The following is a 16042-nucleotide window of genomic DNA, read 5'->3' as shown; positions in this document are numbered from 1 at the left end:
ATTTATAATATAAAATCGCCATTAACAAACTGGTTTGCATGCAAGCAAAAAAATAAAGCGATACCATATAACCTTAAAAAAATAAATATTTACACATGAAATTATTAGAAGGAAAAGTTGCCATTATTACAGGCGCAAGTAGAGGAATAGGAAGTGGAATTGCAAAAGTATTTGCACAAAATGGAGCAAATGTTGCCTTTACCTATAGTTCATCTGCAGAATCTGCTTTAGCTTTAGAAAATGAATTAAATGCTTTAGGTATAAAATCTAAAGGATATAAATCAAATGCTGCTGATTTCAACGAAGCACAAAAATTAGTAGATGATGTAATGGCTGATTTTGGAAATATAGATATTTTAATCAATAATGCTGGAATTACAAAAGATAATTTATTAATGCGTATGTCTGAAGAAGATTTTGATGCGGTAATGAACATCAATTTAAAATCGGTATTTAATATGACAAAAGCAGTACAGAAAATTATGTTGAAAAATCGTAAGGGTTCGATAGTAAATATGAGTTCTGTAGTTGGTGTAAAAGGAAATGCGGGTCAAGCTAATTATGCTGCTTCTAAGGCTGGTATGATTGGATTTACTAAATCTATCGCATTAGAATTAGGTTCTCGTAACATTCGTTGTAATGCTATTGCTCCTGGTTTTATCGAAACTGAAATGACAGCCAAATTGAATGAAGACGTTGTAAAAGGTTGGAGAGAATCTATTCCATTAAAACGTGGTGGAACTCCAGAAGATGTAGCTAATGTTTGTGTGTTCTTAAGTTCTGATATGAGTGCTTATGTAACAGGACAAGTTATTAACGTAGATGGAGGAATGTTAACTTAGTATTGTAAAAAAGGGTTAAAAGTTTAAAAGGTTTTGGGTTTAAGTTAACTTGAAATTTATAACTTTATAAAATTACAATGAGAATATTTAGTTTTGAAAAGTTGATTGCATGGCAAAAAGGTAGGGAATTAGCTATTTTAATATATAAAACAACTAAAAATTTCCCAAAAGATGAAGTATTTGGTTTGACTAGTCAAATGAGACGTTGCTCAATTTCAATAGCTTCAAATTTAGCCGAAGGCTCAGGTAGAAGTTCTATGAAGGAGAAAGCCAGATTTTCTGAAATTGCTTACAGTTCATCGCTTGAGTTGTTAAATCAAGTTATTTTAAGTTTCGATTTTGAATATTTAGATGAAAATCAATACATTCAAATTAGAGAAACAATTACAGAAGTAAATATGCTAATTGATGGCTTACATAAGACACAAATTTCAAACATAAAATAATTCTTTACTATATTCCATGATACCTTTTAAACACATAAACATTTAAACATTTAAACATAAAAAATGACAACAAGCACCATTCTATTAATTTTACTTTCAGTTATTATTTCTGGAGCTGTTGCCTTTTATCACTACTTATTTAAAGCCGATACCCAAAATAAAATAAATTGGGTATTGGCTTTTTTACGTTTCATTTCGGTATTTTCATTGCTTTTATTACTAATTAATCCAGTAATTTCAAGAAAAACGATTGAAACTAATAAAATTCCTTTAGCGATAGTTGCGGATAATTCTCGTTCCATAAGCGAATTAAAAGCAAATGATTTAGAAAAGGAATTATTTGAAAAATTAACTACTAATGCTGATTTAAAAGAGAAATTTGAAATTCAGACTTCTACTTTTGATCAAGAGTTTTTTGTTGGAAAACCATTGGATTTTAATGGAAATCAATCCAATATCGACAATGTTGCCACAAGTTTGAAGCAATTAAACAAAAACACTTTTTATCCGATTGTTTTATTAACCGATGGAAATCAAACAATAGGTAACGATTATGTGTATAGTTTTCAAGAGACAGCGACAGTTTTTCCGGTTGTTTTAGGTGATACTACTTCAACATTTGATTTAAAAATTAATCAACTTAACGCTAATAAATACGCCTTTTTAAAAAATAAATTTCCAGTTGAAGTATTCTTGCAGTATAATGGTAATAAAGCTGTTTCTGCGAATTTCTCAATTGAAAAAAATGGTAAAAAAATATCAAGTCAAGCTCTTAACTTCGATAAAAAAAATAAGGTACAATCTGTGCAGATTTTATTAGAAGCTGATAGAGTAGGTTTGCAAAAATATAAAGCTGTAATTTCTTCTACTGCAAAAGAAAAAAACACCTATAATAATATTAAAAATTTTGCTGTTGAAGTGATTGATCAAAGGAAAGAAATTGCGATTATTTCAGATATTGCACATCCTGATTTAGGTGCTTTAAAGCGCGCGATTGAATCTAATGCTCAGCGTAAAGTAACTTTTTTTAAAACCAACTTAATCAGTGATTTAAAAAAATATAACTTATTGGTTTTGTATCAGCCAACAGCTTCTTTTAGAAAGGTTTTTGAAGCGAATAACAAACTAAAAATTAATACGTTTATCATTACCGGAATGGCAACAGATTTTAATTTATTAAATCAAATGCAATCCGATTTGTCATTTAAATTAACCAATAAAAAAGAAGATTTTACTTCTTCATTTGTTTCTGGTTTTAATCTTTTTGCACAAAATGATATTCAATTTGACCAGCTACCACCCTTAGAAAATCCTTTTGGAAAAATTACGGAAAAAGGGAGTTTAAATACCTTATTGACTGCAAAAGTAAACGGAATAGAAGTCGGAAATCCGCTCTTAACCTTTTCGGAAAAAGGTACTAGCAGAAGTGCTTATTTACTAGGAGAAAATTCTTGGAAATGGCGAATGGAAACACATGTTATCCATCAATCTTATGAAAAATACGATCAGTTTATAGATAAAATCATTCAATATTTATCTACAAATTCGGCTAAAAAATCACTTTTAGTAGAACATGAAAGTTTTTATAATTCTGGTGAAACCATTGAAATTTTTGCGCAATATTTTAACAAAAGTTATGAATTGGAAGAAAATGCCAATCTATCTATCAACTTGACGAATAAAAATACAAAATCAACCAAAAATTATAATTTCTCTAAAGCAAATAACGGTTATCAAGCTATTTTTGACGGTTTAGAACCAGGAAATTATGTGTTTCAGGTCAAAGAATCAAGTAATAATGCTAGTTATAACGGTTCGTTTGAAGTGTTAGATTTTGATGTAGAAAAACAATTTGTAAATCCTGATGTTTCAAAATTACAGCAATTAGCCAATCAGAATAAAGGCGAAGTCATTCATCCGAATCAAATTGATAAACTGATTCAAAAATTACTTGAAAAAGACACCTATTTACCTGTAGAAAAATCTTTAATTAAAAATTCGCCACTTATAGACTGGATACTTTTATTAATCCTATTAGCCGTTTCTTTAGCTACTGAATGGTTTACAAGAAAATATAACGGATTATTGTAATTGTTAAGTCAATTTTCATTAAATTTGTGTAAATGAAAAAGTCTATAACTATATTTTTGTTGTTGTGTTATATGTTTTCAATGACTGAATTGCATCAGATATTGAAAGCACCTTTGCTTGTGGAACATTATTACGAACACAATGATAAAGAAGAATTATCGGTACTTACTTTTTTAGAAATGCATTATTTAAACGGAAATGTGAAAGATGCAGACTATGAAAAAGACATGGAATTACCTTTCAAAAATTTCCAAGACAATCATCCAAATGTGGTTTTAAGTTTACCAGAAACGAACCATTTTTTTAATTTTATTGTTTATCCTGTTTCTGAACAAAAACCTTTTTGTTTCGACAATCAAGTGAATACGTCTAGTTTTCTTACTTCTATTTGGCAACCGCCAAAAACTATTTTATCATAATAAATTTAAAATCAACTCTTTTTAGTTGATAAATTGATTATTAATAAAATAAAAACAATCACATGTTAAATAAAATAATAGAGTTTTCTGTAAAGAATAAACTCATCATTGCGTTATTTACCTTTGCTTTAATTGCATTTGGTATATACAACGTACAGAAATTGCCTATTGATGCCGTTCCTGATATTACTAATAATCAAGTTCAAGTGATCACAATTGCACCTTCTTTTGGCGCAACAGATATTGAACGTTTAGTAACTTTTCCTATTGAACAAGTCAATAACAACATACCTGGATTAAAAGAAATAAGAAGTTTCTCTAGATTCGGCTTGTCATTAGTTACGATAGTTTTTGATGACGATACAGATATTTATTGGGCTCGCCAACAAGTTTCCGAAAGGTTACAGCAAGTTCAAAGCCAACTCCCAAAAGGAATGGGAACACCAGAATTAGGTCCAGTTTCTACTGGTTTAGGAGAAATTTATCAATATGTAGTTCGTCCAGAAAAAGGCTACGAAAAAAAATATGATGCTACCGAATTAAGAACCATACAAGATTGGATTATTAAAAGACAATTATCTGGCGTAAAAGGTGTGGCTGAAGTCAGTAGTTTTGGTGGAAAACTAAAACAATTAGAAATCAGTATTCAACCTAACAAGTTAAAAGCTCATGGCATTACGATAAATGATGTTTTCGATGCTTTAGAGAGCAATAATCAGAATACAGGTGGAAGTTATATAGAAAAGAATGAAACGGCCTTATTCATTAGAACAGAAGGTTTACTGCAATCTAAAGAAGATATTGAAAACATCGCGCTAACTTCAAATACAGGAACGTCTTTGTTTTTAAAAGATATTGCCGAAATCAAAAACGGATATGCGACTCGCTACGGCGCCATGTGCTATAACGATCAAGGTGAAGTTTCTGGTGCCATTGTAATGATGCTAAAAGGCGCAAACAGTAGCGAAGTTATCAAAAATGTAAAAGAACGAATTGCTCAAATTCAGAAAACCCTACCAAAAGGTGTCATCATCGAACCGTTTTTAGATCGTACCAAAATGGTAAACAACGCCATCGGAACGGTAGAAAAAAACTTAATTGAAGGAGCATTAATCGTAATTTTTGTTTTAGTACTTTTCTTAGGAAATTTCAGAGCTGGACTTTTAGTAGCTTCCGTAATTCCCTTAGCCATGCTTTTTGCGATTATTATGATGAATCTATTCGGCGTAAGCGGAAATTTAATGAGTTTAGGTGCATTAGATTTTGGTTTAATTGTCGATGGTGCCGTAATTATTGTCGAAGCCGTCATTCATCAAATTTATTCGCATCATAAAAAAGAAAATGCCATTGCCTTAACGCAAGAAAATGTAAATCATGAAGTGGAATCCTCTTCTAAAAAAATGATGAATAGTGCCGTTTTCGGACAAATTATCATTTTAATTGTGTATTTACCTATCTTTTCTCTCGACGGAATTGAAGGTAAAATGTTCAAACCAATGGCGCAAACAGTTGCTTTTGCTTTAATTGGTGCGTTTATTTTGTCGTTAACATACATTCCAATGATGAGTTCCATTGTGTTGAAAAACTTAAAACACAATCCGACTAATTTCTCGGAACGCATGATGGCATATTTGGAAAATATCTACCAAAAACGATTAGTTCAAGCGATTGATAATAAAAGAAAAATTATCATTTCAACAGTAGTAGTATTTTTTGCTTCGATTGTAGTACTATCTTTTTTAGGTGGGGAATTCATTCCAGCTTTGGAAGAAGGCGATTTTGCAGTTGATACTCGAGTTTTAACGGGAAGTAATTTAAATACCACAATCGCTTCCACACAAAAAGCCGCTAAAATCTTAAAAGACAGTTTTCCAGAAGTAGAAAAAGTAGTGACTAAAATCGGTAGTGGTGAAGTACCAACAGATCCTATGCCAATGGAAGCCAGCGATATGATGGTAATTTTAAAAGATAAAAGCGAATGGACATCCGCATCCACTTTCAATGAATTATCCGAGAAAATGAGTGAAGCTTTAAACAATGTTCCCGGAATTACAGCTGGATTTCAATATCCAGTGCAAATGCGTTTTAATGAATTGATGACAGGAGCGCGACAAGATGTAGTGTGTAAAATATTCGGAGAGAATTTAGATACGCTTTCTATTTATGCTAGTAAAGTCGGAAAAATTGTAAAAACCATTCAAGGCACAAAAGATTTATACGAAGAGCCAATTGGAGGCATGCCACAAGTAGTAATTAACTACAAACGCCCACTAATGGCGCAATATGGTTTAAGTGTAAATGAAATTAATAGAGTAGTAAATACCGCATTTGCCGGTCAAAGTGCAGGTTTGCTTTTTGAAGGTGAAAAACGATTCGATTTGGTTGTGAAATTAAGCAATACAGAGAAAAAAGACTTAATTGACATCGAAAATCTATTGATTCCAACCCAAACGGGTGCAACTGTTCCGCTTTATGTATTGGCAGATGTGAAAATTGTTAGCGGTCCTAATCAAATTCAACGTGAAGATGCGAAAAGAAGAATTGTAGTTGGTTTTAATGCTGAAAGAGATGTACAAAGTTTAGTGGGTGAATTAGAAAAAGAAATCAACGCTAAAATTAAATTTCCACCAGGCTATTATATCACATACGGTGGCAGTTTCGAAAACCTAAACGCTGCAAAAGACAGATTGATGATTGCAGTTCCAATTTCTTTACTTTTGATTTTTTTGATGTTGTATTTTGCTTTCAAATCGGTTAAACAAGCCTTATTGATTTATACCGCAATTCCTTTATCTACGATTGGTGGAATTTTATTTTTAGCGGCTCGAGGCATGCCATTTAGTATTAGTGCTGGAATCGGATTTATAGCGCTTTTTGGTGTCGCCGTATTAAACGGAATTGTGCTTATTGCCGAATTTAATTCGCAAAAAGCAAGTGGAAATTTAGATACTATTAAAGTGATTATGAACGGAACTAAAAAACGATTAAGACCCATTTTAATGACAGCATTCGTAGCTTCATTAGGATTCTTACCAATGGCCATCAGTAACGGTTCTGGTGCAGAAGTACAACGTCCGTTAGCTACTGTAGTAATTGGAGGTTTACTAATAGCGACTTTTTTAACCTTATTTATTTTACCGATTTTATATTTGGTATTTGAACAAAAATCTGAAATTAAAATGAATAAAAATGCCATTGTAACGGTTTTACTTTTATTAGGAACAACGACATCATTTTCACAAAATAAAATGTCGTTGGAACAAGCTTTAAATATCGGAATTTCAAATAATATCCAACTGAAAACCGAAAAACAAAAAGTGGAAGCTGCTAAAGTTTTAATTCGTTCCGCCAATGAAGTGCCGAGTTTAAATTTAGTGGGTGAAATCGGACAATTGAACAGTGCGTTTACAGATAACAGATTTGGAATTTCTCAAAATATCAGTTTTCCATTTGTAAACGCTAAGAAAAAGGAATGGTTTCAAAAACAAGCTGAAATGGCTCAAATGAACTATAAATTTTCTGAAAATGCCATTAAAAAGGAAATCACACAAGCTTTTTACGATTTGGTCATCGTTACCGAAAAAGAAAAAGTAATGAAACAAACGGATTCTATTTTCGCAGCCTTTATCCAGAAAGCCAATTTGCGATTGAAATATGGCGAAAGTAATGCTTTAGAAAAAAGTTCCGCCGAATTGTATTTGGTTAAGATTAAAAATCAAGTCAAATTAATTCAGGAAGAAAAATTCAGAGCGGTAGCTCTATTGCAATATTTACTTCAAGTTTCTGAGCCAATCGAGCCCATTTATAAATCTGCTAAAATTGAAAATTTACCTTCACAAGATTTTGTTTCGAAAAATGTTGCCTTACAAATGTTAGCGCTTGAAAAACAAGCTAATACTTCGTTTTTAAAAATGGAAAAATCGGCTTTACTTCCAGAGGTTGCCGTTGGATATTTTAGCACAACGATGCAAGGAACAGGAGCAGACAATAATTTTTATGGAAAGAACGACCGATTTCAAGCGTTTCAATTGAGTTTAGGCATTCCAATTTTTAATTCGGCCAACAAAGCCCGACAAAAAGCAATTCAAATGAACGAAACCATTTTGACCGATAAAACCACGATGCAACAACAAGAATTGCAAAAAATTTGGAATATCTATGCTGTGAAACAAGCTAATAATCAAGAAGTTTTGTCGTATTACGAAACGGTTGTTTTACCCAATACCAATTCCATTATCGCCAATGCGAACAAACAAATTTTAAACGGAGATATTAATTTCATGGAATGGTCGTGGACCATGAACCAAGCACTTGAAGCGAAGTCAGATTATTTCGATAAAATTCAATCGTATAATAACAATATCATCCAAATCTTGTATTTCAATTAAAATTTAAATCGAAACCAATGAAAAATATATATTTAGTACTGATTTTAGCTTTAACAATAGCGTGTCAGTCGAAAAAAGAAGAAGCTACAACAGCAAGAGTAGTTAAAGAAAACGTGGTGGAATTGACTAAAAATCAATTAGATAATTCGAAAATTAAAATTGGAACTTTAACCAATACTTCGCTTTCAAGTACGATAAAAGTGAACGGTAAAATTACTTTAGCGCCAAATGCGATGGCCAGTGTGAGTATGCCACTTGGTGGTTATATCAAAAATATCAAGGTCATGCCCGGAATGGTAATTGGTAAAGGACAAGTTTTGGCGGTTATTGAAGATCAATCTTATGTGCAAATTCAGCAAGATTATTTAACTACGAAACAACAATTGGCTTATGCTTCAAAAGATTTTGCGCGTCAAAAAGAGTTGAATTCTTCGCAAGCCGTTAGTGAAAAGAATTTTCAATTGGCTGAAAGTGAATTCGCCAAACAAAGAATTACGTTAAAATCGTTAGAAGAAAAATTGAAGTTGATTCATATCAATCCAGCAACATTATCAGCAAACACGATTTCAAAATCGGTAAATATTTATGCACCCATTTCTGGAATGATTACAAAAATTGATGTCAATATTGGAAAATACGTGAGCGCAACAGATATGTTGTTCCAAATTATGGATAACCAAAGTATGTATGCTAAGTTAAATGTGTTTGAAAAAGACGCCGCAAATTTGGCTATTGGACAAAAAATTAAAGTCTATACTAACTCACAACCAGAAGTTTTTTACGAAACTAAAATTGAGTTTGTAAACAAAAGTTATTCCGATGAAAATGCGATTGAAGTGTATGCGAAAATTTCGAATTCAACAAAAAAATTGATTCCAGGAAATTACATCAATGCTAGTATTCAAATAGATAATAATAATGCGTTTGTTTTAAATAACGAGGCTATTGTAGATTTTGAAGATAAGAAATACGTATTTGTACAAGATGCTAATAAAAATACTTTTTCTATGCAAGAAGTACAAATCGGAATTGTAACCGATAAAGTTTCTGAAATTAGAAATTACGAAACGTTGCAAAATAAAAACTTAGTAATTAGTGATGCGTATACCTTATTAATGGTTTTAAAGAATAAAGAAGAATAATAAATAAATTGATTAATTGGTAGTATTTAATATATTTACAACATAACTTAAAAAACACAATCATGAACGACGCCCATTTACACTTGCTAGTAAACCATTTTCCAATCATAGGTTTATTTTTCGGTTTCCTAATTCTTTTATTTGGTATCATTAAGGATAATGCTACTTTAAAAGCAACGGCATACATTATTTTTATTTTCTGTATGGTTATGGGAAAAGTATCTATGATGACTGGCGATAAAGCCGAACATGCTGTAGAGGATCTTACAGGATTTTCACATGATTACATCCACGAACATGAAGAAGCAGCAGAACTTTTCATGAAACCGCTTTACATTTTAGGTTTAGTTTCAATTTTCGGACTATTTTCTGTTGTGAAGAAACGTGGCAATCAAAAGTTTGTATCCATTTGTGTGCTTTTAATTGCTGCAATTTGTTTGTTTTTGTCTAAAAGTGTAGGAACAACCGGTGGGGAAATTCGTCATATTGAAATTAGAGAAAATGCCAACAGTAGTAACACTTCAGAGGTTAATGAAGGTGTTAAGAATGGTGATGAAAATCATTAAACAAGTAATAAAATTTAATAATTATTTGTTTATTTAAAATAATTCAACTTATATTTGCACCATAATAAAAGAAAAAATGTTTACAAATACTTTACATCATATTCATCATCTTTTCCACGCTCAAGCGAGGTAATTTTGGTATGTGTGTAAAACAAATATAAATTACAAACCCGTTTGAGTCCATTCAAGCGGGTTTTTTTATTCCTTCTTTTTTGGCTCAGACTCAATTTAAAATCAAAATGAGTAAATTAAAAATCGCCATTCAAAAATCAGGTAGATTAAACGAAGAAAGCATTCAAATGCTTAAAGATTGTGGAATTTCAATTTATAACGGAAACGACCAACTTCGTGTTACAGCGTCTAATTTTCCTTTAGAAGTTTATTTTCTTAGAAATTCAGATATTCCTCAATATTTAATTGATGGAGTAGTCGATATTGCTATAGTTGGCGATAATTTATTAGTTGAAAAAGGAAGAAATATTCAAATTGCCGAAAAATTAGGTTTTTCAAAATGTAAAGTCTCTGTTGCGGTTCCTAAAAACTTCACTTACAATTCTATACAAGATTTAAATGGATTACGTGTTGCCACTTCTTATCCTAACACTGTAAATAATTTTTGTGCTAAAAATGGTATTGAAGTAGACATTCACCAAATTTCAGGATCAGTAGAAATTGCACCAAATATTGGACTTTCTGATGCTATTGTAGATATTGTTTCTAGTGGAAGTACTTTGTTTAAAAACGGTTTGAAAGAAGTAGAAGTAATTTGTACAAGTGAAGCTGTTTTAGCAGTTTCTCCATTAATTTCAGATGCATCTAAACAAATTTTAAACAAACTACAATTCAGAATGCAAGCCGTTTTGCGTTCCAAAAAATCAAAATACATTTTAATGAATGTGCCTAATGGTAAGATTGATGAAGTTTCTAAAATTTTACCCGTTTTGAAAAGTCCAACTGTCGTTCCTCTTGGTGAAAGTGGTTGGAGTAGTGTACAATCTGTAATTGATGAAGAACAATTTTGGGATGTAATCGATAAATTAAAAGAAGCTGGAGCTGAAGGTATTTTAATTTGTCCAATCGAAAAAATGGTATTATAAACTTTAGTATTTTAAACAATCAAATCAATAAAACTTTGTGTTTTCGTGTCTTAGTGACGAAACTTTGAATCTTATACAAATGAAAAAAATAAACAACCCAACAAAAAATAACTGGTCTGAAATTTTAAAACGACCAACACAAACCTTTACCGATATTGAAGAAACCGTAAAAGGAATATTTAAAGAAATTCAACAAAAAGGTGATGTAGCTGTACAAAAATATACTTCTTTATTTGACGGAAGTAGTTCTGAAAACTGCTTAGTATCTGAAGCGGAAATTAATGAAGCCATCTCGTTAGTTTCAGAAGAATTAAAAAATGCAATCGAAGTAGCTAAAACGAATATTTTTAAGTTTCACGAAGCGCAACAAACCCAAAAAATAGAAATAGAAACTACTGAAGGTGTATTTTGTTGGCAAGAAAAAAGACCAATCCAGAAAGTAGGTTTATATATACCAGGTGGTTCAGCGCCTTTGTTTTCTACTGTTTTGATGCTAGCTATACCGGCAAAAATTGCAGGTTGTACAGAAATTATTTTATGCTCACCACCTAATAAACAAGGGAAAATTAATCCAGCTATTTTATATGCAGCAAATTTATGTGGAGTAACTAAAATATTTAAAGTTGGAGGCATTCAGGCAATTGGAGCCATGACATTCGGAACAGCAACTATTCCGCAAGTTTATAAAATTTTCGGACCAGGCAATCAATTTGTAACTGTTGCGAAACAAGTGGCAACTCAATATGGCGTTGGAATAGACATGCCAGCTGGGCCAAGTGAATTATTAGTGTATGCAGACGAATCTAGTATTCCAAGTTTTGTAGCCTCTGATTTATTGAGTCAAGCCGAACACGGAACGGATAGTCAAGTTGTTTTAGTGACTACAAGTGAAGACGTTGTTGCAGCGGTTGAAAGAGAAGTATATTTACAATTAGAACAATTGCCAAGAAAAGAAATTGCCATTCAAGCAATTGAAAAATCGAAATTAATTTCAGTAGAAAATGAGCAAATTGCTTTGGATTTAATTAATGAATATGGCCCAGAACACTTTATTATCTGCTCTAAAAATGAACGTTTCTTTGTTGATGGCATTCAAAATGCAGGTTCTGTATTTATAGGGAATTTTACTCCAGAAAGTGCTGGAGATTATGCTTCGGGAACTAATCATACATTACCTACAAACGGCTATGCAAAAACCTATAGTGGTGTGAATTTAGATAGTTTTATGAAGGCCATGACGTTTCAAAAAATTACAGAAAAAGGAATCCAAAATATTGGGAAAAGCATTGAATTAATGGCTGAAGCAGAAGGATTGCAAGCCCACAAAAATGCCGTAACTTTAAGATTAAATTTAAATAAATAAAATAGTGAATTTTGCAAAAAGCCTTTAGCAATTTGCGGTTAAAATCCAAAAAGATGAACTTTAACATACAAAATCTCATAAGAGAAAACATTAAAAATATGCAGCCTTATTCATCAGCTCGAGATGAATTTCAGGATTATGAAGAAAAAATGATTTATTTGGATGCGAATGAAAATCCGAATGAAAACGGCATCAATCGCTATCCAGATACGCAACAAAAGGCAGTGAAAAAGATACTCTCTGAAATTAAGAAAGTAGCCAAAAATCAGATTTTATTAGGAAATGGAAGTGATGAAGTATTAGATTTATTATTTCGTGCTTTTTGTGAACCCAATAAAGACAACGTAATTACTTTGCCGCCAACTTACGGAATGTATGGTGTTTTAGCAAATTTGAATGCTGTTGAAAATAAAGAAGTCCTTTTGAATGATGAATTTGAACCTAATATAGAGCAAATACTATCGCAAGTAACTGCTCAAACAAAAATTATTTTCTTATGTTCGCCAAATAATCCAACAGGGAATTCTTTTTCAGATGAAAGTATTGTAACTTTACTGAAGAATTTCAATGGTTTGGTAGTTTTAGATGAAGCCTATATCGATTTTTCTTCTAAAGAAAGTTGGTTGTCTGAAATTAATGATTATCCTAATTTAATCATATCTCAAACTTTATCAAAAGCATATGGAATGGCGGGCATTCGATTAGGAATTTTATATGCTTCTGCATCTATTATTGAGGTCTTAAATAAAATTAAGCCACCTTATAATGTGAATATTTTAACGCAAAATAAAGCTTTGGATAAATTAGCGAATACCAAAAAAATAATCAAACAAGTATCTGATATACAATTAGAAAAAGAATTTTTATTTAAACATTTTCTTCAAATTAAATTTATAGAAAAAGCTTTTGATTCTGATGCCAATTTTATCTTGATTAAAGTTGATAACGCCAACAAAAGATACCAACAATTACTAGAAAATGGTATTGTGGTTCGAAACAGAAGTTCGCAGCCTTTGTGCGATAATTGTTTGCGAATTACCATTGGAACTTCAGCAGAAAATTTAAAACTAATCAACACCTTAAAAACGTTATAATGGCAAAAAAAGTATTATTCATAGACCGCGACGGTACGATGATTAAAGAAGTTTCAGATTATCAAATAGATGCTTTTGATAAAATGATTTTCTATCCGAAATGTTTAACTTTTTTAGGTAAAATTGCTAAAGAATTAGATTATGAATTGGTTTTAGTTACCAATCAGGACGGATTAGGAACCGATATTTTTCCAGAAAGTACGTTTTGGCCTGTTCATAATTTTATCATGAAAACCTTTGAGGGTGAAGGTGTTTTCTTTGCAGAAGAATGTATCGATAGAAGTTTTCCAGCAGACAATGCTCCAACTCGTAAACCAAGAACTGGAATGTTAACTAATTACTTTTCAGAAGCATATGATCTTACTAATTCTTTCGTAATTGGAGACAGGTTAACAGATGTAGAATTGGCTAAAAATTTAGGCGCAAAAGCAATTTTCATCAATGACAACACGAATTTAGGAACGGCTGAAATTTCTCTTAATGCAACAGAAATTAATGAGATTGTGGCTCTAGAAACTAACGATTGGGAAAAAATTTACGAATTCTTAAAATTAGAAAATCGTTCAGCTTCACTAGTTAGAAAAACTAACGAAACAGATATTGCTATTACGGTAAATTTAGATGGAACTGGAAAAAGCAACATCCATACAGGATTACACTTTTTTGATCATATGTTAGATCAAATTGCCAGACACGGACAAATGGATTTAGACATTCAAGTAAAAGGCGATTTAGAAGTCGATGAACACCACACGATAGAAGACACGGCTATTGCTTTAGGAGAAGTTTTTGCAAAAGCTCTAGGCAATAAATTAGGTATTGAACGTTATGGGTTTTGTTTGCCTATGGATGATTGTTTAGCCCAAGTAGCCATCGATTTTGGTGGAAGAAATTGGTTGGTTTGGGATACGGAATTCAAACGTGAAATGATTGGTCAAATGCCAACCGAAATGTTTTTTCACTTTTTTAAATCGTTTACAGATGGTGCCAAAGCTAATTTAAACATCAAAGCAGAAGGAACTAACGAACATCATAAAATTGAAGCCATTTTTAAAGCTTTCGCGAAAGCCATAAAAGTAGCTGTAAAACGAGATGTAGAAAAAATGATTTTGCCAAGTACAAAAGGAATGCTTTAAAAGAGTCATTAGTTTTCAGTTACAGTATGCAGCAACTGAGATTGAAAACAAAGACTGAAAATTATATAAAATGAAAATAGTCATAATAGATTACGGGGCGGGAAACATTCAAAGCATTCAATTCGCCATAAAAAGATTGGGATTTGACGCGATTTTAAGTAAAGATCCAAATGAAATTTTACAAGCAGACAAAGTAATTTTTCCTGGTGTAGGTGAGGCGAGTTCTGCGATGAAAATGTTAATAGAAAGTGGTTTAAATGAGCTTATTCCTACATTAACACAACCTGTTTTGGGAATATGTTTGGGCATGCAATTAATGTGCAATTATTCGGAAGAAGGCCAAACAAAAGGCTTAGGAATTTTTGATGTAGATGTAATTAAATTTTCAAATGCAGTGAAAGTTCCACAAATGGGATGGAACACAATATTTAATTTGAATTCCAAACTTTTTGAAACTATCAACGAAAAGGAATACATGTATTTGGTGCACAGTTTTTATGTTCCAAACACTAATTTAGCCATTGCAACCACTAATTATGAAGTAAATTATGCTTCAGCTTTACAAAGAAACAATTTTTACGGTGTCCAATTTCATCCTGAAAAAAGCGGAAAATGGGGTGAAAAAATATTAAATAACTTTTTGAATTTATAGCATGAAAAATAACAAAATTAGAATTATTCCGGCAATTGATATTATTGATGGAAAATGTGTGCGTCTTTCGATGGGAAATTTTAAAACGAAAATTATTTATAATGATAGTCCTGTTGATGTGGCTAAATCGTTTGAAGATCATGGAATTGAATATTTACACTTAATAGACTTAGATGGTGCCAAAACCGGAAAAATTGTAAATCATAAAGTTTTAGAAGATATTGCTACTCAAACCAATCTAAAAATTGATTTTGGCGGTGGAATTAAAACTAGTGGTGATGTGAAAACCGCTTTTGAATGTGGTGCCAATCAAATTACTGGTGGAAGTATCGCTGTGAATGATGCCGAAAAGTTTTTAAAATGGATTGATCGTTTTGGTCCAGAACGAATGATTTTAGGAGCCGATTTTAATCCACACCAAACAGGAGCAAAAATTGCTATTTCGGGTTGGAAGAAAGAATCTCAAGAAGATTTATTACCGTTTATTTATAATTATTTGCAAAATAAAATTAGCTATGTGGTTTGTACGGATATCAGTAAAGATGGAATGTTAGCAGGACCAAGCTTCGAAGTTTATGAACAAATTTTAGCACATTGTAATACAGAAGAAAATACCAATCACATTAAATTAATTGCATCTGGAGGAATTTCAGAATTCGACGAAATCCCAAAATTAGCTGAATTAGGTTGTGAAGGTGTAATTATTGGTAAAGCCATTTATGAAGATCGAATTTCTTTAAAACAACTCGAAAATTATATCGTAAAGTAAGAAAACAGAAACTAGAAACTTGAAATTTAAAAATTCA

Annotated in this window: 13 protein-coding genes; all 13 read left to right on the top strand. The window is 31.7% G+C overall.

The window, feature by feature from the left end:
• The first annotated feature begins 95 nt into the window (after positions 1–95).
• The 13 genes from fabG (at position 96) to G4D72_RS08200 (ending at position 16005) form a co-directional block, all read left to right on the top strand.
• A complete protein-coding gene (gene fabG / locus G4D72_RS08260; protein WP_166077196.1) occupies positions 96–842 on the top strand; it encodes a 3-oxoacyl-[acyl-carrier-protein] reductase in 747 nt (248 codons plus the stop codon).
• Positions 843–919: 77 nt separating this feature from the next.
• The gene (locus G4D72_RS08255; RefSeq protein WP_166077195.1) at positions 920–1288 is read left to right on the top strand and encodes a four helix bundle protein; all 369 of its coding nucleotides are present in this window, start codon (positions 920–922) and stop codon (positions 1286–1288) included.
• Positions 1289–1351: 63 nt separating this feature from the next.
• On the top strand, positions 1352–3379 hold the full coding sequence (locus tag G4D72_RS08250; protein ID WP_166077194.1) for a hypothetical protein: 2028 nt from the start codon (positions 1352–1354) through the stop codon (positions 3377–3379).
• A gap of 32 nt (positions 3380–3411) precedes the next feature.
• Entirely contained in the window at positions 3412–3798 is a 387-nt protein-coding gene (locus G4D72_RS08245; protein ID WP_166077193.1) for a hypothetical protein, read from the top strand.
• Between the two features lie 62 nt (positions 3799–3860).
• Positions 3861–8186: a CusA/CzcA family heavy metal efflux RND transporter gene (locus G4D72_RS08240; RefSeq protein WP_166077192.1), complete on the top strand. Its 4326-nt coding sequence runs from the start codon at positions 3861–3863 to the stop codon at positions 8184–8186.
• Between the two features lie 17 nt (positions 8187–8203).
• Positions 8204–9328: an efflux RND transporter periplasmic adaptor subunit gene (locus tag G4D72_RS08235; protein ID WP_166077191.1), complete on the top strand. Its 1125-nt coding sequence runs from the start codon at positions 8204–8206 to the stop codon at positions 9326–9328.
• Positions 9329–9390: 62 nt separating this feature from the next.
• A complete protein-coding gene (locus G4D72_RS08230; protein WP_207784887.1) occupies positions 9391–9894 on the top strand; it encodes a hypothetical protein in 504 nt (167 codons plus the stop codon).
• A 239-nt stretch (positions 9895–10133) separates the two neighbouring features.
• Positions 10134–10991, top strand: a complete 858-nt coding sequence (hisG, locus tag G4D72_RS08225) for an ATP phosphoribosyltransferase (protein ID WP_166077190.1) — start codon at positions 10134–10136, stop codon at positions 10989–10991.
• Positions 10992–11070: 79 nt separating this feature from the next.
• Positions 11071–12354: a histidinol dehydrogenase gene (gene hisD, locus G4D72_RS08220; protein ID WP_166077189.1), complete on the top strand. Its 1284-nt coding sequence runs from the start codon at positions 11071–11073 to the stop codon at positions 12352–12354.
• A gap of 53 nt (positions 12355–12407) precedes the next feature.
• Complete coding sequence (gene hisC / locus G4D72_RS08215; RefSeq protein WP_166077188.1) at positions 12408–13448, top strand: histidinol-phosphate transaminase; 1041 nt, start codon at positions 12408–12410, stop codon at positions 13446–13448.
• Complete coding sequence (gene hisB / locus G4D72_RS08210; RefSeq protein ID WP_166077187.1) at positions 13448–14584, top strand: bifunctional histidinol-phosphatase/imidazoleglycerol-phosphate dehydratase HisB; 1137 nt, start codon at positions 13448–13450, stop codon at positions 14582–14584. The genes hisC and hisB overlap by 1 nt, the downstream gene beginning before the upstream one ends.
• 70 nt (positions 14585–14654) lie before the next feature.
• Complete coding sequence (gene hisH / locus G4D72_RS08205) at positions 14655–15236, top strand: imidazole glycerol phosphate synthase subunit HisH (RefSeq protein ID WP_166077186.1); 582 nt, start codon at positions 14655–14657, stop codon at positions 15234–15236.
• Between the two features lie 16 nt (positions 15237–15252).
• Positions 15253–16005 (top strand): 1-(5-phosphoribosyl)-5-[(5-phosphoribosylamino)methylideneamino]imidazole-4-carboxamide isomerase, encoded by a 753-nt coding sequence (locus G4D72_RS08200; protein WP_166077327.1) that lies wholly within the window; start codon positions 15253–15255, stop codon positions 16003–16005.
• The last annotated feature ends 37 nt before the right edge of the window (positions 16006–16042 follow it).

The sequence above is a fragment of the Flavobacterium difficile genome, from assembly GCF_011392115.1.
GTDB lineage: Bacteria > Bacteroidota > Bacteroidia > Flavobacteriales > Flavobacteriaceae > Flavobacterium > Flavobacterium difficile.
This window is presented reverse-complemented; position numbering and strand designations above follow the sequence as displayed.

What these genes read in the sequence shown, in the direction of transcription:
- G4D72_RS08245 (WP_166077193.1), top strand. Translation starts at nt 3,412, where the DNA reads ATGAAAAAGTCTATAACTATATTTTTGTTGTTGTGTTATATGTTTTCA.
- G4D72_RS08235 (WP_166077191.1), top strand. Translation starts at nt 8,204, where the DNA reads ATGAAAAATATATATTTAGTACTGATTTTAGCTTTAACAATAGCGTGT.
- G4D72_RS08250 (WP_166077194.1), top strand. Translation starts at nt 1,352, where the DNA reads ATGACAACAAGCACCATTCTATTAATTTTACTTTCAGTTATTATTTCT.
- hisD (WP_166077189.1), top strand. Translation starts at nt 11,071, where the DNA reads ATGAAAAAAATAAACAACCCAACAAAAAATAACTGGTCTGAAATTTTA.
- hisC (WP_166077188.1), top strand. Translation starts at nt 12,408, where the DNA reads ATGAACTTTAACATACAAAATCTCATAAGAGAAAACATTAAAAATATG.
- G4D72_RS08230 (WP_207784887.1), top strand. Translation starts at nt 9,391, where the DNA reads ATGAACGACGCCCATTTACACTTGCTAGTAAACCATTTTCCAATCATA.
- fabG (WP_166077196.1), top strand. Translation starts at nt 96, where the DNA reads ATGAAATTATTAGAAGGAAAAGTTGCCATTATTACAGGCGCAAGTAGA.
- hisB (WP_166077187.1), top strand. Translation starts at nt 13,448, where the DNA reads ATGGCAAAAAAAGTATTATTCATAGACCGCGACGGTACGATGATTAAA.
- hisH (WP_166077186.1), top strand. Translation starts at nt 14,655, where the DNA reads ATGAAAATAGTCATAATAGATTACGGGGCGGGAAACATTCAAAGCATT.
- G4D72_RS08240 (WP_166077192.1), top strand. Translation starts at nt 3,861, where the DNA reads ATGTTAAATAAAATAATAGAGTTTTCTGTAAAGAATAAACTCATCATT.
- G4D72_RS08255 (WP_166077195.1), top strand. Translation starts at nt 920, where the DNA reads ATGAGAATATTTAGTTTTGAAAAGTTGATTGCATGGCAAAAAGGTAGG.
- hisG (WP_166077190.1), top strand. Translation starts at nt 10,134, where the DNA reads ATGAGTAAATTAAAAATCGCCATTCAAAAATCAGGTAGATTAAACGAA.